Below are 22,256 nucleotides of genomic sequence, written 5' to 3' on the forward strand. Positions count from 1 at the left end.
GAATCTAATGCGAATCAAACGCAAATCTAAAAAGCGCGAATTTTCGCTACAATCACACATAAAGATTTATGGAGCTGATAACAATGAAAAAAATCGCATTTATGCTATTATCTATCATTTTAAGCGTGGGCATTGCAAACGATAAAAAAGTAGAAAGGGTTTGGGACCCACAAATACACAACGACTTCCTACGCAATCGCACTGATAAAGAAATATATTTAGGTATAAACACAGCTATAAATGCCCTTAATGATTGGTGTCCAAATGATGAGTATCAAATATTAGACCATAAAGTAGGGCTATATTTAGGCAAAATTATTTTTAGCAAAAATAAGCAAGGCATTTTAGCTCCTAAATTTATCCCTTCAAACATAGCAAATATCGCTAATGAAATAGATAAAATCAACCCTTTATGGCTTGATGAAATCAATAAAAACTATATCCCACCACAAGCACAATACGATGCAATGATGGGCAATTACACTATATACAACGCCAATAATGTAAAAACGCTTTGCAAAAATAGCAAGGCAAATATTACTTTAACAAAAGAGCAAATCATCTCATATTTCACACAATTACACCAAGAAAACACAGAATTTATCGCAAACTACATAGAATCTATAAACAAAAATAATGGAATCCACGCATATCATTTGCACGATAAAATCTATGATGATTTATTATCAAAAGGAGTCTTGCAAAAAGATATGTTTAAATGGTGGAGTAATGCCCCTAAGTCCCCTTATACGCAAGCAATATTGCTTACTCTTGATTTTCTAGCTAAAACCAATCAACCAAATCATAAAATCTTATTATATGATGAGTTTTTTTATGCGTATTTGGTGTGGAGTTTGAGAAATTATACAATTCGTTATTATCAAGGATACCTTGCAGAAAAAAACAATATGCTATTTAATATAGCTAGCTATATAGATGATGAGAAAATATCGCAATATGAGCAGTTGAAATACTTATTTTATAAACTACGAAATTATATTAGTAAGATGTATCATAGTGATTTATCACAAGCATTAAAAGATGAAATACTTGGTAGTTCTGGTAATGGCTGGGAATATGGCTTTTTTAATGTGGAGGCTACAAACTATATCCCAACTGACGAAAAAGGACACAAAGACATAGATTCTAATGGCTATTATTTTTCTTTTACCTCCCCCAACCAAGCTTTATTTACAAGAGGACAACCTATCACACCCTCCCCACTAGGCAAATACTATTTTGAATTAAGCGATAATAAAAGCGTATATATTGAATTTTTCCCTAGAATCTATCCTAGCATCACAAACCCTCCAAAAGGCTGGAGCAAAGAAATGATGCAAAAACTAGATTTTAAGTTAGAATAAGGTTACTATGGTGATAAAAATCGCAAAACAAATCAATCACACATTGAAGTGTTGCATATTGCCATTGTTGATATTGCAAATGGGCTTATATTCTGGCTGCACTTTAAAACCAAATCAAAGCCGATTTTTTTTTTTTGTTTGGGACAATTTGCAACAGCAAAAAGTTTTAAATATTTTGCAAAGCTATCGCTGTATAAAAATCAGCTTAAATCGCTTGAATTAAGCGTGGTTTTTGGGGTAAATCTAGCATAGTTTTATCATTGCAAGCGTTTAGAATCTGCTTTATGCAAAATCTAATGTGTGGCACAAGCCCGTAGCTACAAAGTAGCGATTTAAGCGCGCAAATGCGAATGGGTGCAGTTGCATAAGCAAAATCTACAATCCTAAATTGTTAAAATAATGCCTTTTATTGTTTTTGGTTATAGATTGCCACGCATTGCGTTTTGATGCTCGCAATGATAAAAAACCATTGTCATACTTAGGTTGCAAAGTAACAAAAGTATGACAAAACTTCAAAATGTAAATAGAGATATTTTTCGCTTACGCGCACAGTATGACAAAAAATCCTAAGTATAGCAAAATCCATAGATTGCCACGATTTTGCTATGCAAAATCTCGCAGTAAAAAAGCATTGCCATATTAAGACTAAAAAACCAAAGAATCTAAAAATCTAGCCACAAAGTATAGATTTTTTGCCTATTGCTTTGTGTCTTGCTTAATATGACAAAGAAAAGGCAAAATTTTAATATGACAAGATTTTAGATTCCCACGATTTTGCAACTTTTAACAACGCCACACATTTTAACAACCCTACAAAATCTAAGCAACAAAAATCAAAGCAATAAAATCCAAGTAGCAAAATCTAACCCCACAAAATCTAACCCCATTTTTAAAAATTAAGCCTCATATCCACAAAATAGCTTCTTGAAGCCCCTGCTAGATATGTCGCACTTATGCCCGCCGTGCTACTTATGTTAGAGCTTTGATAAGCGATATAGAATGTATCAAATACATTTCGCACGCCCGCCGATAGATTAAAATGCCTATATTTATAGTTTAGTCCAATATCGCTAAGAAAATATCCATTTGCATTCATATCGACTTGGTTATAATCAACCTGATTACCATTCCAAGAGTTATTTATCCATAGACTTAGTTTATTTTCGCCTTTATGCAAAATCTCATAATTTGCTCCTATGGTTAGCTTAAAAAGCGGCGCATAGGGGATAGGTTTCCCCTCTATAAAACCACCATTAGAAGTCCCGCCAGCGATAGATGATTTTCCTTTTAGCACATTTGTGTAGAGATAAGATACGCTCTCTACCAGCTCAAGCACAGAAGCGATAGTCTGCCTACCCATTATTTCTGCGACTAGTCGTTGCGTCTGCCCTATGTTAAAATAAGTAACACGAAAACCATCTAATCTATGGCGGATTTCATTTAGCGTGTGGGTATAAAACACGCTTGCGCTTAAAGAGGAGTTTTTAAAATATTCCCTCCAGCCTATCTCGCCTGTGAAATATTGTTCAGGCTCGATATTGCTAGGGATTTTGGGGGCTAAGCCTGTGCTAGTTGCATTATAGTTTAAATCCGAGCTTACCACTTCGCGCACCGAAGGGCTAGTATAGCCTATCTCGCCTTTGATATACACTATGCCAGAATCGCCATAATGAAACGCAGGAGTGATTTCAGCTGCATAGCCCCATTGTGGTTTTTGGGCGTTTGTTTCAAAGTAGCCATTCATATTCATAAAATTCATACCCGTATGCCCTTGAATCATAAAGTAAGAAAAATCCCCCCTCGCTCCTACCCCTAAAGAAAACCAATCAACAAACTTTATAGAATCAAACGCATATAGCGAAACAGAATATTTTTGCCCTTTATTTTGCGTTTGGGTAAATGAGCTTTGAGAGTTGTTATCGCTTAGCTCGATTTGGTTATCTAGCCCGACAATTAGCGTATTTTTGGGGATTTTGTGTTTTAATTTTAGATTTAGCCCTGCTCCTTGATTGCTAAAGGTATTGCGTGTGTTGCCACCTAGCTCTTGGCTAGGAAACAAAAAATTGCTAAATTGATAGAATGTAAGCGCGTCAAATGCTAGATTCTCGCTAAAGTTAGCATTATAATTTAGCGAGGTTTGGATAAAATCCTGCCCCACTTCACCATTGCTATTTTGACTTGAGCCAATCCCGCTAGGCGAGGTGTATCGCTCTTTTTTTAGCTCATCTATGGTTTTAAAATACCCCCAAGTCTCGCAAGAAGTGCCTGTAGCGTTTGGAGTATCGCAATTTGCCCTTTGATGATACCCTGCAAAATATCGCCACATTTTAGAATAGCTAATATTAAAATCTAGCTTATGATTTGGAGCGATTTGATATATGGTTTGAAATGCTGTGTAGATAGTATTGTCATATTCCCCTTGCCTTAGCCCATCTTGATGGGAATAATCCGCGCTTGCAGAGACAAATAGCTTATTTCCTATCGCCTTACCAGCGCTTATGCCTACCCCACCGCCAAAAGAGCCTTTTGCCTCATAGCCTAATCCACGAAGCGAAAATCTAGCGTAATCTTTACTAGGTTTTTTGGTAACGATATTTACCACGCCTCCACGCGTGCCACCACCATAGATGACAGAGCCACCTCCGGGGATTATCTCTATGGATTGTATTTCATCTATTGAGATATGGTTAAATGGAGTGGTGCTTGTGCCTCCGTGTCCGCTATTTGGGTTGCCATTATCATTTAGATTGATTGGCACGCGATTGATGAGAATCTTTACCGCACGCGGAGCGTCATAGCCCTGCCCACGAATATCGATATTTTTTGTGCCTTGTGGACCTGCTATGAAACTAATAAATGGCTGTTTTGCTAGGGCGTCTTCTAGATTTGTATAGCCTTTGTTTTGCAAATCCTCTTTGTCAATGATGATGACATTTTTGACTTCTTCTTTTAATGGCAAATCAAATCCCGTAGTCGCGCTAACGCTAACTTTGCCTAAATCCTTTGCTTGCAGATTTGTTGATTCTAAGTCGTTTGATTTTTTTAGTTTATTGTATTGATGGGATTTGTCAAATGCTTGTGGTGTAGAATCTGTTTGCATAGATTCTGTTGATTTCATAGAATCTATATCATTTGTCATATTGAGTGCGTAGCGCGAAATATCTCTATGATTATTTATAAAAGCATTGTTTTGAGCATTTGCCGTGTTGTTTGCAACTTGCATAGAATCCATTGTTGTTTGTGGCAAATGTTTTTGTGTAGAATCTATTTTTGAAGTTGTTGCCTCTTGTGGTAAATATGCTTGCACAAAATCCGTGCGAATAGAATCTATTTTGGCTAGTTTTATGTATTTTTGTTGGTTTATTTTGCTTTCGTCATTGCGAGAATTTGCGCTAGCAAATTCGTGGCAATCTGCCTTGTTTGCATTACTATATAGATTTTGCTTGCGCAACTGCGCCCACTCGCGCTTACGCGCTAAATTGCTACTTTGTAGCTGTGGGCTTGTGCCACGCGTTTTAGATTCTAAAAAATCCAAACCGCTCGCAATGACGGCGGTGGAATCTAAAAATACCCTCCCCCTAACCCCCTCCGCAATGGAGGGGGGACAAGAGGCTTGCAACTCCGCAAGGGAGGGGGAAAGTGTAGAATTATTATTTACAAGGGAGGGGGAAATAACTACATTGTCATATTGAGCGCGTAAGCGCGAAATATCTATATTTGCGTTTTTAGATTTTCTAAAGAAGCTACGCTTTGAGACACTTCGCTTACGCTTAGTCCGACAAAAAATTTCGTCATTGTGAGAATTTACATTGCCATCATTGCGAGAATTTGCGCTAGCAAATTCGTGGCAATCTATTTGATTAAGTTTATTAAAAGAGTATTTTTCACTTTGTAAATATAGATTGCCACGCATTGCATAAAAATGCAATGCTCGCAATGATAATTGAAAGCTAGAAAGATTTAGCGCGGAGTTACTCTCTCTCTCGTTATTAGCCAAAATCGCATTAGCAACTAGACTTTGACTAAGCAGTGTAAAACAAATCGCCAAAATTTTCAGCGAAACATTCGCCCTATTTTTATCTTCTATGTTTGTAGGATTTACGCACATTTTATGCTCCTTTGAGGGATAATTTTTATATCTTATCAAAAGCAGTTTTTATTTTGCTTTGATAAAATGCGGGGGATTATAATACAAAAAAGTAAAAATGCGCGTAATTCTCATAAAAGTCTTAAAATGCTTGTTTTAATAAGAAAATTTTGTTGTTTTATTGTGAGTGTTATTTTGGATTTTGCAAGATTTTACCATATTTGCAAGATTTTGCAAATATGGTAAATGCGCTTTAAAATTGCTAATAAAAAAGATAAAAAAGCGCGTAGATTTTGCTAAAATAAACGCTTGCAACTTACTTGCTAAAATCTACTAAAATCACTTAGGCATAGAATCAACTACAAAAAAGTAACCAAATAAAAAATTAGGATAAAAAATGTCATTTTTCACATTTTCTACATTTTCCACATTTTCCACACAAAAACAAAATCCCACAAAACAAAATCAAAAAATCCATTCAAACAATCCATTCAAAAATCTTGCAAAAAATATCAAAAAATACATTACAAACCACACCAAAAAATACAAAGCAAGACTTCTTGCCCCAAAAAATCTAAACATAAATCAACATTTTTGCAATAATTTTTTTGCTATTTTTGCTTATGCGTTGCCAATATTGCTATGTTTTTTTACCCTAGATTTTGCTAAATGCGCTTCTTTCATCGCGCTAGGGGAGAGGGCAAAATACCAAAATCTAGCGCATTTTGATTATGTAAATCCAAATGCCCCAAAAGGTGGCACGCTAAAATCTTATGCGTTAGGGAGTTTTAGCTCGCTAAATCCTTTTAGTATGGAGGGAGAATCTGCTAGCGGGCTAGAAAATATCTATGACACGCTAATGGCACAAAGTATGGATGAGCCTTATGCGCAATACGCGCTTGTGGCTAGCGATATAGCCGTAGCGCAGGATAATTCAAGCGTGGTTTTTACCATTGACAAAAGGGCGCGATTTAGCGATGGAGTGGCGATAAGTGCGCAAGATGTGGCATTTAGCTTTGAAATGATGATAAGCAGGGCTAGCCCGCTTTATAAGCAGTATTATGCCGATGTCAAAGAAGTCAAAATCTTAGATTCTAGTCGCGTTAAATTTATTTTTAAAACCACGCAAAACAAAGAATTGCCATTGATTTTGGGGCAGTTAAGCATTTTGCCAAAGCATTTTTATGTAAAAAATGGCAAAAATACTTTTGGGGAGGATAATCTGCAAATCCCGCTAGGAAGCGGAGCATATCGCGTGAAATCATATCAAATTGGCAAAAAAATCATTTATGAGCGAAATAAAGATTATTGGGCAAAAGATTTGCCAAGCAGGATAGGGCAGTTTAATTTTGATTCGTTGGTTTATGAATATTATCGCGATGACGCGGTGGCTTTGCAGGCGTTTTTAAGTCATAAGTATGATTGGCGTGTGGAGAGTGCGGCAAAAGTGTGGGCTAGGGGGTATAAAAGTAAGGCATTAGATTCTAAGCAATTTAGCTTAAAAGCGTTTCCACATAGCCTGCCTAGCGGTATGCAGGGGTTTTTTATGAATACACGCAAAGAGGTTTTTGCAAATCCGCTTGTGCGGAGGGCATTTGTGCTTGCGTTTAATTTTGAGTGGAGCAATGTAAATCTTTTTTTCTCGCAATATGAACGCACCACAAGCTATTTTAATCACTCCATTTTTGCTAGCCTGCCATTGCCAAACAGGGCAGAATCTAATCTCATAAAGCAATGCGACACCAAAGGCGAAATATCAAAAAGTAATCTAAAAGATATGTTTAGCAAGCCTTATGTCGTGCCTAGCGTGGATTTTAGAGCGGGCGTTGAGGCGGATTTTAAAAACGATTTGCCAATGGATTTAAAAACGGATTTTGAAGCGCAAAATCAAAATACCCTAGATGAGAAAATCCCACGCCATATTATCCAAGAGAGAGAAAATCTAAAAAAAGCTAAAGATTTGCTATCACAAGCGGGATTTGTGATGAAAAATGGCGTGCTTGTAGATGCTAAAAATGGCAAACCTTTTTCTTTCACGCTTTTGCTTGATAATCCCGCTTTTGAGCGGCTAGCCGTGCGATATGGGCGAAATCTAAAACTGCTTGGCATAAATATGCAAATCCAAAAGATTGATTCTAGTCAATATGCAAATCGCGTGAAAAATTTTGATTATGAAATGATTGTGGGGATTATCGGGCAGAGTCTTTTCCCGGGCAATGAGCAGAGGTATTTTTGGAGCAAGGCAAGTGCGGATATGGCGGGGAGCAAAAATTATAGTGGCGTAAAGCTAGAAGTGGTGGATTGCCTCATAGAGCGCGTGATAGCTGCGCAAAGTAGGGAAGAGCAGATTTTGTCTATTCACGCGCTTGATAGGGTGCTTTTGTGGGGGGATTTTGTCGTGCCACATTATTATTTGCCAAATTTTAGAATCGCTTTTTGGCATAATATCTCAATGCCAAAAAATCACCCACGATATGATTTAAGTCCGCAAATTTGGTGGGCAACCAACAAGGAATCTAAATAAAATCTACTATAAAATCTCATAAAATCTAAGGCAAAATCTAAAATAAGTCATTTTTGATTGTGGTATTTATGGGGATAGTTTGGTAGAGATTTTGCTAATTTTTTAGCGTGCTTTATTTTTTAGATTCTGCGTTGCATTGTGCTTTTTGATATTATGGTATAATCCGCGCTTGTAAAAAATCTACAATAAACGACAAATAAAAGCAAAATGCAAAAAACATAGTTGCAAAATCTAAAAATGGAGAATTTACATGAGCAATATTCAACAAAATCCAAAAAATCAAAAAAAATATGTCGTAGGCATTGTCGGTGCGACAGGGGCAGTGGGCGAAGAGATAGTGCGCGTGCTAGATGAGCTAGATTTTGCTTATGAAAAAATAATCCCTCTTGCTAGCAAAAATAGTGTGGGCAAAAGTATCGAAGTGCGGGGTAAAGAAGTAGCTGTGTTAGAGACTACTGATGAAGTGTTTGGCGAGCAGGGGATTGAAATAGCGTTTTTTTCTGCGGGCGGAAGTGTGAGTGAGAGATATGCACCAAGTGCGGCAAAATCTGGTGCGCTTGTCATTGATAACACGAGCTTTTTTAGGCTTGATAAAAATGTCCCTCTAGTCGTCCCTGAAGTAAATCCTAACGACATAGCAGGATATAAAGCAAAAAATATCATCGCTAATCCAAACTGCTCTACAATCCAAATGGTGCAAGCCCTAGCCCCGCTACATAAGGCTTTTGGCATAGAGCGCGTAGATGTAAGCACCTATCAAGCCGTAAGCGGGGCTGGTAAAAAAGGAATGGAAGAGCTAGTAACTCAAATGCAAAAATTCTTTGCTTTTGAGTTAGATTCTGCTAGTGCTAGTGTGTTTCCGCATAAAATCGCGCTAAATGTAATCCCGCATATTGATGTGTTTATGGAAAATGACTACACAAAAGAAGAGATGAAAATGATAAAAGAAACGCACAAAATTATGCACGCAGATTTTCCTATAAGTGCGACTTGCGTGCGCGTGCCTGTTTTGCGAAGCCATAGCGAGAGTGTGAGTGTGAGATTTGCCAAAGAAGTAAGTGTGCAAGAGGCGAGAGAAGCGCTAAAATCCGCGCAAAATATTGTGCTAATTGATGAGCCAAAAAACGCTATATATCCTATGCCAACAATCGCTACGGATACCAATGAAACTTATGTGGGGCGTGTGAGGGTGGATAATTTTGATAAAAAGATTTTGCATTTTTGGTGTGTAGCTGACCAAATCCGCGTGGGAGCTGCGACAAATGCTGTGCGAATCGCACAAAAATGGTGTGAAATGCAAATGGCAAAAAATATGAATATGTAATTAAAATTTATCAATCACAATCAGCATAAAAATCTAAAAACTTACAAACTATGCCAGTTCGTTTGTCGTGCATATTTTTAGATTTTGGTATAATTTCATTTCCATTATTTTCATTGGTTTGGTGGTGGCTGCTCTTGTGAAAAACTCACAGGGGAGGAAAGTCCGAGCTACAAAGACAGGATTCCATTTAACAAATGGCTAGGGTAACCTAAGGGAAAGTGCAACAGAAAATAACCGCTCATTTTATGTTTGTCTTTTTGGCTTATTTTGTAAGCGATACTTTTTGCAAAATTTGATATGTTTGTGATTAAGATTTTGCAAATGTTGTGCGAAGTATTTTTGAGATAAAATCGTGGTTTTGAAGCGCGAAGCGAGGGAGTTACCTAAATGGTAATGACCAAAGCTAAGCGCGCACAATCCACGATTTTAGCCAAAAAGACAAGCACAAAATGAGTAAGGGTGAAAAGGTGGGGTAAGAGCCTACCGATTGCTAAGCAATTAGCAATGCCGTGCAAACCCAATCCGTAGCAAAAAGGGCGTGGTAAATGTCTTAGATTTTGCCCTTTGCTTGAGACGCGTTGTGAAATGCGCCCCAGATAAATAGCCACCCTCGACAGAACTCGGCTTATACCAAGCCAATGATTTAATGCTTTTTACTTCGCACTTTTTTTCTAAGCTAAATGATTTTATTTGCGTGTTTTTATCGTGTTTTTACAATGTTTGTTTTGATATTGACTTTGATGAGTTATTATTGCAAGCGATTATTAAAATGTATCTTAAACTACAAAATATTTGAGATTATTACACAGGGTAAAAAAATGCAACAGCTCAAAAAAGCACGCATTGCTATTTTTTGCATTATTATTAGCATAGTGGCGATAATAATTGCGTGTTATTATTTTATGTATCTTGCAAAGTCGCCTTTTTATGAGATTTTGGAAGTCGCCAAAGATGAAAAGCTAGATATAGAAGTGTGCTATTTTGACAATCGCACTAACCCTCTTAATCCTGCAAAAGCAAATATATTAGATAGTATTTATGAATATTGTAATGACACAAAAAAAGAACCAAACACAAAAACGCACCACCATAAAATCCCTTATAAAACCTACAAATCCGCGCTTCAAAAAGCCAACATACCAAAATCAATCCCTACCAAAAATGCAAAACCACTAGCAAGCAATAAAGAAACAATTAGGCTTTCTAATGCCGTAGCGGTGTTTTTTAGCAAAGATTCTACTCCAATGTATGAGGTGCGACTAGGCGTATGCCCTAAAATCAATGGGCAAAACTACGAATATGATGAGGATTTCTACGCATTATTAGAATCTATCGCTTCCATACAAGAGCCACAAAGAGCAAAAAGAATCCTAACGCATAAAAAATTAGATTCAACATACAGAGTGCTGCACATTAAGGGCATATCCTGTGTGGATTCTTATGCGACTTATAGCGAGCAATACTGTGCACGCGATAAGCAAAAACAAACCGCTGAAATGATATATTATGATTGCTTAGATTTCACAGACATAGACAAAGAGCAATGCAAAATAAAAAGAGACAAAGACATAGAATTTGCCAATAAAAAATCTTATAAAAACGCGCAGGGCGAATGTCTTTTATCGCTTGATTAGAATTTCTATCTTTTAAGGAAAAAATAATGCAAAGAAAATCTTATATTATTGCTTTATGTATGCTTGTCTGTGTAGCTATCTTTTTTGTTTGCTACTATTTTATTTATCTTGCAAAATTACCTTTTTATACTATTTTGCAAGAAGCGCAAGAAAAAAAACTAGATATGGAAGTGTGTTATTTTATGTATGCGAAGCATAATTTTGCTGAGATAAAAGATTTATATGCGTATTGTAATTCTAGCAAGCCACAAGCTAATCTTAAGCACTACCACCACAAAATCTATTATGAGACTTACAAAAACACGCTACAAAACGCGCTAAAAAATAGCAACTCAAAAATCCCTGCAAATCTTACAAAACCATTAGACATAAAAGCAGATACTTTTAGCGAAGTTTATGGAACCGTAGCGGTGTTTTTTAGCAAAGATTCTACTCCAATGTATGAGGTGCGACTAGGCGTATGCCCTAAAATCAACGGGCAAAACTACGAATATGATGAGGATTTTTACGCGTTATTAGAATCTATCGCTTCCATACAATAGCCACAAAGAGCAAAAAGAATCCTAACAAACAAACAATCAAATTATTTGCATTATGCGACATATCATATTGATAAAATGTCGTGCCAAGATTCTTATATGCTAGCAAAAGAAGTGTATTTTTCCCGTGATAGACAGCTTGAATCTATCGAAAAAAATTACTATGAATGTTTGGATTTTTCTACTAGAAGTGAGGCAGAGTGCATAGCAATGAAAAAAGAAAAGCTATGGTTTTTAGAAAATGAATTTAATGAGGGCAAAGAGAGGGCATACTTTTTTGGGGAATGATAAAAACGCCAATCTTGCATTTTTTTGTCATATTTTGCCATAGACAGCTTTATCAAAAAAGCGCAAAAAAATCTTAACAACATAGCTTAATGAATATATGTTTCAAAGCTCTCAAAATAGATTTTGCTAGCCTTGTCTAAATCGATATTTATGTCAGCTATGCGGATTTTTGCCCCCTCTTTGCCGTTTTTGCCTACCTTACCTATTTTTCCTACCTTGCCTATTTCGCAAAGTGGCAGGGTTAGTTTTTTTGCTAGATTTTGCAAAAGTGGGATTTGACTAGGGCAAACCTCCACCACCGCGCAGCTTTGCGTCTCGGCAAAAAGCCATTTACTAAAATCTAGTTTATCAACCTCAAAATCGCCTAACGCATTAGAATCTAACTCGCTAGATTTTGCAAAATTTGCTTTTAAATCCGCCCCAAAAGCTACTTTAAGATTTTGTGCAATATCCTTAGATTCCATAGCTTCTATACCCCTGCCTCCAAGTATTGCCATTTTTGCTAGGGCGAGTGCTAGTCCGCCTTTGCCGATAGATTTCGCGCTTAGGATTTGTCCTTGTTGGATTCCCTCGTATAAAAACTCCCACAATGCTTTTTCTTTTTTTAAGTCAATATAAACTCTGCCGTTTAGATTTTTGCCTAATATTTTTTGTGCCACACTTGCGCTAAATCCGCTCATATCACAGATATTTCCCACAAGCAAAAGAGCATTTCCATCACGCTTTAATGCAGAATCTATAATCAATTCTGCATTATGGCTAATGCCTACGCTTACAATGGTTGGCGTAGGATAAATATCAATATTTTCACTTTGATTATAAAGCGAGACATTTCCGCTTACCACAGGCGTGCTTAGCTCTTTGCACGCTTGTTTTATGCCCTCGCACACTTGCTTAAACTGCCACATTACTTCGGGGTTTTGCGGATTGCCAAAGTTTAGGCAGTCGCTTATGGCAAGCGGTTTTGCACCTCTTGTGGCTAGTTTTCTACCTGCTAGAGCTACGGCGATTTTGCCACCTTCTAGCGGATTTAGATAGCATAGGCTCGGTGCGCAATATATACTAATCGCTAGCCCCACACCATTTTCTTTTACGCGCACTACGCTAGCATCTAGCTTGCCACTAGGCAAAATCGTATTTGTCTGCACGGTGCTATCATATTGGCTATATATCCATTTTTTATCGCAAATATCGATATGCCCTAAAATCTCGCAAAAAAGTTCATTATTAGATTTTGTATTTAGATTTTGCAAAAAGCTAGAATCTAGCGTGCAAACGCTATCTAAATAGCTTGGTTTTTTCACTTCGCGCTTTAGCACGGGAGAGGCTTTGCTTAGCGGTGAAATAGGGATTTGCCCCACGCACTCTCCCTCCCAAAATAGCTCCATAATCCCACTATTTGTAACCTCGCCGATAACCGCGCAATCTAACTCCCATTTTTTAAATATTTCTTTGATTTCGCTCTCTTTGCCTTTTTTTGCGCATATTAGCATTCGCTCTTGGCTCTCACTTAGCATTAGTTCATACGAATTCATTCCTGCTTCGCGCATAGGCACTTTGTCTAGCTCTAGTCGCATACCGCTACCACTTCGCCCAGCCATCTCAAAGCTAGAGCTTGTAAGCCCTGCTGCACCCATATCTTGGATACCTATGATTAAATCGCGCTCAAATAATTCCAAACACGCTTCAAGCAATAGCTTTTCAGTGAAAGGGTCGCCTACTTGCACTGTGGGGCGCAAAGAAGCAGAATCCTCTCTAAAACTATCACTACTCATCACCGCTCCACCTAGCCCATCTCGCCCTGTTTTTGAGCCTACATAGATTACGGGATTGCCCACGCCCTCTGCTTTTGCGTAGAAAATCTCATCTTTTTTTGCGATTCCCAAACAAAACGCATTTACTAAAATATTGCCATTATAGCAGGGCTCAAAGCTAGTCTCGCCCCCGATAGTAGGCACTCCCATACAATTACCATACCCGCCGATTCCCTCCACCACGCCACGAAGCAAGTATTTATGCTTTTTGCCTACTTTGTCATCTCGCCATATTTCGCCAAAGCGGATAGAATCAAGGCTCGCCACAGGTCGCGCTCCCATCGTAAAAATATCTCGCATTATCCCGCCTACGCCTGTGGCAGCACCTGCGTTTGGCTCGATAAAACTTGGGTGATTGTGTGATTCTACTTTAAATACCGCTACCATTCCTTTGCCAATGTCGATTACCCCTGCATTTTCGCCCGGTCCTTGGACTACATAATCCGCGCTTGTGGGGAATCCATTTAAATAGATTTTGCTAGATTTATAGCTGCAATGCTCGCTCCACATCGCGCTAAAAATCCCTAACTCTACGAGGTTTGGCTCTCGCCCTAAAATCGCTAAAATCTGTTTATAATCATCATTGCTAAGTTTGTGGCTACTAAGGGCAAAATCCATATCGTTTATGCGAAAATCGTGGGCGGTTTTTTTGTTTGTAGTGTTTGACATTTGAAGTCCTTAAAATCAAAAATAAGATAGAGGCAAAATCAAAAAAGCGATTATAACAAAATCAAGTATATGAGCATTTGTGCTAAATTTTTGTCGCTACTTTTTGTAAGGAACGGCTTTTGCTAGATTTTGCTAACAAAGTAGGGAAAACACTTGAAGCGCAAGAAAAAAATGCTTGTTTTAAAAACGCTTTTTTCAAAACGCTTGAAAAAGGCTATTAAAACACCAAAAGTAGATTCCCTAAATAACGCAAATGGAGCGCGAAATGAAAAGGATTTTGTTATTACAGATACTTGCTTTGCTAGGTGTTTTTTTGCTAGGCTATGCAGATGATAGCACACAGGAGCAAAATGGGCGTTTTACTTACGGGCTTGATAGGGATTTGAGCGAAGATGAGCTAGCGCAGATGGGCTCACAATATGATGATAGAGATTTGCCACCTCCTTCGCAAAATCCAGCACTAAGTAGCAATGGCGCACAAGTTGGAAATGACGCAAATAATCAAGCAAATTCTAATGGCAATCAAGAGCCACAGCAAGCAAACTTATTGCCTCATCAATATCCTTCAGCTGATAGGCTCACTTCGCCAGATGTCCCCACAGCACAGCTAAAAGCGGGCATAGAGTTTGCTAAAAATGGCGATTTTCAAAACGCTTATGATTCATTTAAAAAATCCTGCAAAGGCGGGAATCCTAGCGGGTGCTTTGCCATAGGCACGATGTATGCCACAGGGAAAGGCGTAGATACCAATATCCGCAGGGCAAAAAAATACTATGAAATGGGTTGCTCTGCAGGAGACCCCACTTCTTGCACAAATCTAGCAATGCTATATAACGATGACAAAGGCGCGACAAAAGATGATAAAGAGCTAGCCGCGCAGTATTATATGAGTGCGTGTGAGGGAGGGGACTCCATCGCGTGCAATAATTTGGGTTTTATGTATGCAAATGGCGATGGATTGGCAAAAGATTTTTTTAGCGCGATTAAATATTATAAACTTGCTTGTGAGGGCGGGAGCAATCTAGGTTGCTACAATCTAGGGCTATTAAGCAATACCAAAAATATCTATGGCAAAAACAAAACCGAACTAAGTCAAGCGGATTTAAACTACGCTGCGTGCAATGCAGGCGATATTGTCGGGTGCAGTAATCTAGGGTGGATGTATGCAAATGGCACAGATGATGTCCCGCTAAGCTATGCGTATGCGGCAAAATATTTTAAAAGAGCGTGCGAGGCTAGAGATGTAAAATCTTGTAGCAATTTAGGCGTGCTATACCAAAAAGGACTAGGCGTAGTGCAAGATACCAAATACGCGCTAGATTTATATACTTATGCGTGCAATGCAGGGCTACAACAAGCGTGTGATAATTACCGAATTTTTAAAGAGGATTTGCATATCAATCCAAAGCCTAGCTACAATATCAAACCTCGTCCAAACAAACAGCGACAATCATCAAATTATAAACGATAGATTTTGGTTGCAAATGCGGGGTTTGCAAAACAAGTTTGCTACAAAATTTGCTACAAAAATTTGTAGGGATTTTTGTGGCTTTTTGTGATAGCGTTTTAAAGTAGATTTTATGATTTTATAATGCAGCATTGCACAGGCAGAGGCAAAAAAGCACTTTTAAGTTAGAATCTTTGCAGACTTCTATCGCCTCGCCAAAGCTAGTCCCTGTGGTGATAATATCATCTACGATGATTGTCGCGCTAGATTTTGGATTTTGTTTTTTAATAAAGCGTCTAAAATCTAGCGCGAAATAATTTAGCGCGTTAAAAATAGATTTTGCAAAATCGTTTTTGATAAAATCATTTTTTGCAAAATCTAATTTTGTTTTTTTTGCAATGTTTTGTAGCAAATTTGCATTATCACTCAAATCTAGCTTAGATTTTATGCTATGTTTTTTTAGGATTTTATCGCTTAGTCTTAGCCCGCGTTTGTTTGCTTGGCGAAAGGCTAGACTTTTGCCCGCATAGCTTACTTGGTTTGTGGCTTTTAGCTCGCCATAGATTGGTTTTATATTGCAAGATTTTGTTGTCTTACTAGATTTTTTATGTGCGTTTTTGCCTGCGCGGGCAAATTCTCTCACAAGCACGCCCGTGTGCGAATAAAAGCTACGCACGCAATCATCAATCCCTATGAGATTGATTTTATCAAAATGGCTAGCAAAATCCGCACTCGCCCTCCCCATCGCGCCAAAAAAATATTCCCCCGCGATTTTCCCTAGCGCGCTATAAATTTTAGAGCCTATCGCATAATATTTTGATTTTAACAAAAAATCAATATCGCTATATGCAAAAAAGCAATACACGCGAATGCCCTTAACTTCGCGCACGCTAGGATAAAGTGGGATAGAATCTAAGCAATTTTCACACAAAGTGGCTAAGCAAAATTTCGAGCAAATAAGACATTTCATTGCAAAATCTACCCTTCAAATCTATCCTAAAATTTACTCTTAAAATCTATCTAAAATCTGCAAAATCGCGCTATCTAAAAATCAACACTTTATTACAAAATATACCCAAAAATTTATCCAAAAAATTATTTGGATTTCACATTAGATTTTAGCTTAGAATCCATTTTAGAATCCATTTTAAAATCTAGCGCGTTGTGGATATGGGTAATAATTTCTTGGCTAATTTCTTCTTGCTTTTTATCAGCGTCAATGACTACACATTGTTTAGCGATTTTTCTACCAAAATGCAAAATCCGCGACTGAATTGCCATAAGATACGCGCTTCCACGATTTTCGATAGAATCTTTTTGTTTGTTTTGCAGTCGTTTGTTTAGCTCTTCTGCGCTGATTTTAAAAGCAAAGCAAATATCAGGGACAATGCCATTTGTGCAGGCTAGATTCATCATTTCTGCGTCTTTATGTTTGCTATAAGCGATTCCAGAGATTAGGCTTCTATCGGCGATGATTAGGGAATGTAAGTTTGGCTTTATGACTTTTGAGAAATGCTCTGCCCTATCTGCTAAAAATAAAAAAAATTCCGCTTCCTCGCTAAAAGCGTAGTTTTGGATAAAATCTTGGGCTTTTTCTTTGGCGATTAGGCATTGTGGCGTTACGCACGGGCTATGCAGGGCATTATCTTGGCTATGATTTTGTAGTATCATTTCGCGCAAAGTTGCGCCTAGCGCACTTCCCCCGGGCTCTTTGGTAAAAATCGCGTTTGGAAATGCCTCTTTTAGCGCGTTTATTTGAGTGGATTTTCCACAAGTATCGATTCCTTCTAGCACGATATACATTTTTTTCCTTTCATTATGTGTGGATTTTGCGTGTTTTTTGTGGATTTTGCGTTACTAGATTTTGCCTACATTTTTAAGCACATTTTTTGATTGTCCGCGTCAAAATCTTTAAGCGCAGGGGATTTTTTGGGCTATGTAGCCAAATACAGATTTTGGCACAAGATGAGAGATTTTGCCATTATGCTCCAAAATATTTCGCACAATCGAGGAGCTAATAAACGCATTTTGCAATGTCGGCATAAAATAAATCGTATCTAGGCTAGGGTTTAGCGAAGTGTTTGTATAGCCCATTTGTAGTTCGTATTCAAAATCGCTCACCACGCGCAAACCACGGATAAGAATCCGCGCATTATGACTGCTAGCAAAATCTGCCAAAAGCCCACCAAAATCCAAGCATTCCACATTGCTAAAATCTTTTGTGGCAAGATTTGCCATTTCTAGTCGCTCTTGCAGGCTAAAAAGAGGTGCTTTAGAAGCGGAATGTGCCACTGCTAAAATCACCCTCTCAAAGATTTCGCAACTTCGCTTGATAATGTCTAAATGTCCATTTGTCAGCGGGTCAAAAGTCCCCGGATAAATGCCTATTTTGTTGCTACTCATTTGTGTCCTTATGTGTGTTTTTTAAAATTTATCTTGCTTAAACGCATTAAAATGGTTTGCATTATGTGCATTTTATGCGTAGGTTGCTATCTTTGGTTACAAATCTTTATATGTATTATTATCTCGTTTTGTGATTTTGACTACTTCGATGATTTTACATTCTTTATTTTGGATTATGCCAATAATGCGATACTCTCCAATCCTCCAACGATAATGATTTTCGCCAAAACCCTTTAAATGCTTCGCATTTGGGAGTTTGCAAGGGTTATTGTTTTGTGATAGTGTGTTTTTTAAAAATAAAACGATTTTGGCGTGCTCTCGTGGCGTTGATTTTTCTAATTTTGTCAAAAATTTAACAACAGATTTTTTAAGGATTATTTTATAGTTCATCGTCATAGTTTCTATTTATGTCATCTTTAAGTTCTTTTTCAAACTTTGCTTGCTCTTTACTTGATAGGGAGTTAAAATATACCTCTGCTTTTTCTACTAGATTAGAATCTTTTAGGCTTATAAAATCATTTTTTGACACATTAAGCGTATTTAGGCTATCTTTAATTTTATCTGTCAAAAAATCAATCAGCGCATTTGCGTCATTTGCTTGAGTTTGAAATTTTGCACGCTTTTTTTTGGCACTTTCAAGCGAATTAAATAATTGCTTTTGTGTCATATTTGCGTATTTTGCGTAGTTAATCGTGTTTGTCATTGCGACACTCCTTTTAAAATTTGTTGATTATAGCACATTTGGCATTTTTTATTTAAGGAAAACTTGATAAAAACTTCGCAAAAAATCACGCATAAAAATCAAAAAAATTCTATAATGTTAGATTTTAGATTTTGCAAAATCTTGCAAATTTTTAGAAGTTTTTATAAAAGTTGGATTTTGCAAGATTTTAGATTTTAGCAAAAAGGACGCAAATGAAACAAGACAAAGCAGGGCAATGTATATTAGGTGCATTAAGCGATTTTAACGCGCTAAAAGATAATATTTTGCAAAGTTTTTATGATAGGGATTTTGCCACTACGATAATGCTAACCGACAAACTAGAATCAATGCTAGATATTTTGGGGGAGGATTTGTGCGAGCAAGAATGCTTTGGGCTCGTGGCAAATGCAGTGGCAAATGCCGCACTTGAAGTGATAAAAGCCACAAACGCACAAGCGCAAAGTAAAATCACAAAACAGGCGATAAAATATGCAAAAATCGCAAAACAAGCACAAGCAAGAGAGACAAAAGCACAAAATCAAATGCAATTTTTTGATTGGAAATTGGCATTAGCCTATGCGAGTAATGGCGATATTAACGAAGCAAAAGAGATATTAACCACACTTGCTAAGCCGTATTTGTCAAACACTTATGCGGATTTTAGCGATGAGGCAAGTATCGCTTACGGGGGGGGGGGGGCGATAATAGCAAAAATAATAGCGAGATAATATCTAGCCCCACACAAGCTATTAAAACAAAAACTTGCAAAACAAAATCTAATAAAATAAAATCCAATCCCTCAAAATCTAGCAACACAAAAACCCAAACTCCACAACTTACGCAAACTTTACAAACTCCCCCAAATCCCCAAACTTCGCAAAATCCTAAAAATATCCCGCCATATTTTGCCCAAAATGTCCTTTGTGCATTAGCAGAAATCCACACATTTTTAGGCGAGCTAGACAAAGCAGAGGCGATTTATCGCACGATTTTGCATAGTGAATATTTGCTAAATATTATCGGGGATTTTGCCACTGATATTTGGACGCTAGATGGTAGGATAAACCAAAAAAATATGCGTCCTATTGAGAGTTTTTGGCGATTGTATGAAAAGATTAGCGAGCAAAAAAGTTTAGATATTTTTTATGAGATTTTAGAAACGCTACAAATGATTTTGCAAAATCTAAAATCCACAAATACACAAATCCCCTATATATACCCGCATTTACACAAAAAAAACAGCGAACAGCCATTATTTGATAGGCTTAGCCCAAATCCCAAAACCATCGGCAAAAATGACGCAAAAATCTATCAAATCCAAAACTATATTGATTGTATGATTTTGCCCGGAATCGCGTTTTATCTCCACTCGCTTTATAGAGACAAAGAATCCCTAAATCTCTATAAAGAGCTAGAATCCAAAAACACGCATAACAGCGATTTTTGGAGCTTTTTTGGCGATACTTTGTGGCACAATAGATTTTACCAAGATGCTTATAATGCCTTTATGAAAAGCAATGCCATAAGCCAAAATCCAAACGCGCTTTTTAGCTGCTCTAAGATGCTTTTGCAACTGCTAGATGATGAGGAAATGTATATGGAGGGTTTGGCGTTATATGAAAATCGCCTAGCCCTAATCCGTGATGATAGAAAAGATTTGGTTTTTTCTATGCCGCATTACAAAGCCCTTTGCAACGCCTTGAAAGCTGATGAAAACGCTTTGAGGGACAAAGTCATATTTGTCATAAGCGAGCAGGGCTATGGCGATACGATAATGTTTTCCCCAGCACTTGCTAAGCTATGTCAAATCGCAAAAAAAGTGCTTTTTATGCCACAAAGTAGTTTATTTCGCCTTTTTGACTACGCGCTAGAATCCATAAAAGCAAAAGAGCCAAATAGCGTGTTTAAAAATCTACATATCATAGGAAGCCTCCCAAAAGATACCATCTATGACAATAAAGATGGCAAATATGAGCAAAAAGAGCTTGAGTTTCAAAAGCAAAGTGCGAGGCTAGAATATGGGTTTGACTATGTCGCTCCGATATGCTCTCTGCCATACTTGCTAAAAATGTCGCTAGATGAATGGATAGCCTTTCCTCGCCCGCTTTTGCCTATAAAGCGCGAGACTAAAAATCAAGCAAAAAACCCTCCCAAAATCGCTATTTTTTGGCATACAAATTCTAGCGGGAATTACGAGCGATTTAAGCGCGACTGCCCACTAGAAATCATCACAAATGCCTTTATAAATAGCCCATATAGCCTTGTGTCCTTTCAAGTGCGAGAAAAAGTGAATGGAAAATTAGAGGATTTTATCGTGCCTACTTTTATGCAAAATCGCGGAGAAAATCTAAAAGATTGGCAGGATACTTTTGAGAGCTTAAGCGATATTGATATGATTATTAGCATAGATTCTGCATTGGCACATTTAGGGCTTAGCATAGGGATACCCACGCTTGTGCTTTTGCCTTTGAAGTTTGATTGGCGGTGGGGCAATATAGAGTATCCAAAATCCCCTTTTTATCCGCACGCGCATTTGGTTGTTTTTGATAGCAATCCACACGATAGCAAGATGCTAAAACGAAACAAATCCACAAGCCACAAAATCCGCAAAATCGCCGATGAGATTTTGTCATAAGCTTAAAGTGTCATATTTAAGGTTTTGTGCGTAGTTTTTTTGCGCAAAACAAATTTGCGCAAAACAAACCAAAACATATCGCATCAAAAACAAAAAACACTTGCCATACTAAGCAAAACACATAGAGCGAAGCACAACTTCTTTATAAAATCTAAACAAAAACAAGTATAGATATTTCGCGCTTATGCGCTCAATATGACAAAAATGGTAAGTCTACAATGACAAAGAAACTTATGTCATTGTAGGCAAGGATTCTACCACTGCATCATTGCGAGCCCTGCATTTTATCAAAAATGCAGGGCGTGGCAATGCTAGTTAAGCGTGGCAATCCATAAAAAAATCACAAAAACACAATCAATTCTCCACAAAAACCAACTTGCAGTTTTTCTTACAATGTCAAAAAACATTGCCACCATAAAAAATATCCCTACCATATTTTTCACAATTTTTTGCCAAAATCCACTATTTTTGACATTTTTTGCTAGATTTTAACTCTATTTTTTATATTTTCTTTCACATTTCTTTTCATATTTCCATCAAAATCCACCATTTTCCATATTTCGCAACAAAACCCACCATATTTTACATTTTCACTAAACCCCACCACATTTTTTTTATTTTTTTGATTTTTATTTACATTCCCTTACATTCCATTACATTGCCTCCAAAATCTCTCCAAAAATTTTCCCCCCAAAATTCCCTCCAAAAATCCCCCCATTTCCCCCCATTTTTCGTGTCGTTTTTTTTTTTTTTGTTTTTTTGCGTTTTTTTACTATGTTTTTTAAATATTTAAGGATTGTTTAAGAAATATTTAACTAACATTTA

Annotated in this window: 16 protein-coding genes and 1 other RNA gene; 10 read left to right on the forward strand and 7 right to left on the reverse strand. The window is 37.4% G+C overall.

Features of this window, described 5'->3' with window-relative positions:
• Positions 1–83: 83 nt before the first annotated feature.
• On the forward strand, positions 84–1,364 hold the full coding sequence (locus tag ACWIX0_RS00615) for a hypothetical protein (protein ID WP_454171030.1): 1,281 nt from the start codon (positions 84–86) through the stop codon (positions 1,362–1,364).
• Positions 1,365–2,253: 889 nt separating this feature from the next.
• On the opposite strand, the gene ACWIX0_RS00620 is transcribed toward ACWIX0_RS00615, so the two are convergent.
• Positions 2,254–5,472: a TonB-dependent receptor gene (locus ACWIX0_RS00620; protein WP_454171032.1), complete on the reverse strand. Its 3,219-nt coding sequence runs from the start codon at positions 5,470–5,472 to the stop codon at positions 2,254–2,256.
• 376 nt (positions 5,473–5,848) lie between these two features.
• On the opposite strand from ACWIX0_RS00620, the gene ACWIX0_RS00625 reads away from it, so the two are divergent.
• The 6 genes from ACWIX0_RS00625 (at position 5,849) to ACWIX0_RS00650 (ending at position 11,760) form a co-directional block, all read left to right on the forward strand.
• On the forward strand, positions 5,849–7,975 hold the full coding sequence (locus tag ACWIX0_RS00625; protein ID WP_454171034.1) for an extracellular solute-binding protein: 2,127 nt from the start codon (positions 5,849–5,851) through the stop codon (positions 7,973–7,975).
• 250 nt (positions 7,976–8,225) lie between these two features.
• On the forward strand, positions 8,226–9,299 hold the full coding sequence (locus ACWIX0_RS00630) for an aspartate-semialdehyde dehydrogenase (RefSeq protein WP_454171036.1): 1,074 nt from the start codon (positions 8,226–8,228) through the stop codon (positions 9,297–9,299).
• Positions 9,300–9,411: 112 nt separating this feature from the next.
• An RNA gene (gene rnpB / locus ACWIX0_RS00635) (RNase P RNA component class A) lies at positions 9,412–9,943 on the forward strand.
• A 174-nt stretch (positions 9,944–10,117) separates the two neighbouring features.
• Positions 10,118–10,933, forward strand: coding sequence for a hypothetical protein (locus tag ACWIX0_RS00640; protein ID WP_454171038.1), 816 nt, complete (start codon positions 10,118–10,120; stop codon positions 10,931–10,933).
• A gap of 26 nt (positions 10,934–10,959) precedes the next feature.
• Positions 10,960–11,475 carry a hypothetical protein gene (locus ACWIX0_RS00645; protein ID WP_454171040.1) on the forward strand — a complete coding sequence of 172 codons (516 nt, stop codon included), beginning with the start codon at positions 10,960–10,962 and terminating at the stop codon, positions 11,473–11,475.
• Between the two features lie 45 nt (positions 11,476–11,520).
• Positions 11,521–11,760, forward strand: coding sequence for a hypothetical protein (locus ACWIX0_RS00650; RefSeq protein WP_454171042.1), 240 nt, complete (start codon positions 11,521–11,523; stop codon positions 11,758–11,760).
• Between the two features lie 86 nt (positions 11,761–11,846).
• Here the strand turns inward: ACWIX0_RS00650 and purL are convergent, their stop codons facing one another.
• The gene (gene purL, locus ACWIX0_RS00655) at positions 11,847–14,243 is read right to left on the reverse strand and encodes a phosphoribosylformylglycinamidine synthase subunit PurL (protein ID WP_454171043.1); all 2,397 of its coding nucleotides are present in this window, start codon (positions 14,241–14,243) and stop codon (positions 11,847–11,849) included.
• A 265-nt stretch (positions 14,244–14,508) separates the two neighbouring features.
• Here purL and ACWIX0_RS00660 point away from each other — a divergent pair, with 265 nt between their 5' ends.
• Positions 14,509–15,714 (forward strand): tetratricopeptide repeat protein, encoded by a 1,206-nt coding sequence (locus ACWIX0_RS00660; protein ID WP_454171045.1) that lies wholly within the window; start codon positions 14,509–14,511, stop codon positions 15,712–15,714.
• Between the two features lie 115 nt (positions 15,715–15,829).
• On the opposite strand, the gene ACWIX0_RS00665 is transcribed toward ACWIX0_RS00660, so the two are convergent.
• From ACWIX0_RS00665 to ACWIX0_RS00685, 5 genes are all read right to left on the reverse strand, one after another.
• Positions 15,830–16,660: a phosphoribosyltransferase gene (locus ACWIX0_RS00665; RefSeq protein WP_454171047.1), complete on the reverse strand. Its 831-nt coding sequence runs from the start codon at positions 16,658–16,660 to the stop codon at positions 15,830–15,832.
• A gap of 125 nt (positions 16,661–16,785) precedes the next feature.
• Positions 16,786–17,493 carry a dTMP kinase gene (locus ACWIX0_RS00670; RefSeq protein WP_454171049.1) on the reverse strand — a complete coding sequence of 236 codons (708 nt, stop codon included), beginning with the start codon at positions 17,491–17,493 and terminating at the stop codon, positions 16,786–16,788.
• Positions 17,494–17,601: 108 nt separating this feature from the next.
• Positions 17,602–18,093 (reverse strand): pantetheine-phosphate adenylyltransferase, encoded by a 492-nt coding sequence (coaD, locus tag ACWIX0_RS00675; RefSeq protein ID WP_454171051.1) that lies wholly within the window; start codon positions 18,091–18,093, stop codon positions 17,602–17,604.
• Between the two features lie 96 nt (positions 18,094–18,189).
• Positions 18,190–18,483 carry a type II toxin-antitoxin system RelE family toxin gene (locus ACWIX0_RS00680; protein WP_454171053.1) on the reverse strand — a complete coding sequence of 98 codons (294 nt, stop codon included), beginning with the start codon at positions 18,481–18,483 and terminating at the stop codon, positions 18,190–18,192.
• Entirely contained in the window at positions 18,473–18,796 is a 324-nt protein-coding gene (locus ACWIX0_RS00685) for a hypothetical protein (RefSeq protein ID WP_454171055.1), read from the reverse strand. Before ACWIX0_RS00685 ends, ACWIX0_RS00680 begins: the two co-directional genes overlap by 11 nt.
• 212 nt (positions 18,797–19,008) lie before the next feature.
• On the opposite strand from ACWIX0_RS00685, the gene ACWIX0_RS00690 reads away from it, so the two are divergent.
• Both ACWIX0_RS00690 and ACWIX0_RS00695 read left to right on the forward strand, forming a co-directional pair.
• Positions 19,009–19,524, forward strand: coding sequence for a hypothetical protein (locus ACWIX0_RS00690; protein ID WP_454171056.1), 516 nt, complete (start codon positions 19,009–19,011; stop codon positions 19,522–19,524).
• A 263-nt stretch (positions 19,525–19,787) separates the two neighbouring features.
• Positions 19,788–21,431, forward strand: a complete 1,644-nt coding sequence (locus ACWIX0_RS00695; protein WP_454171058.1) for a hypothetical protein — start codon at positions 19,788–19,790, stop codon at positions 21,429–21,431.
• Positions 21,432–22,256: the final 825 nt, after the last annotated feature.

This window comes from Helicobacter sp. T3_23-1059, assembly GCF_053654515.1.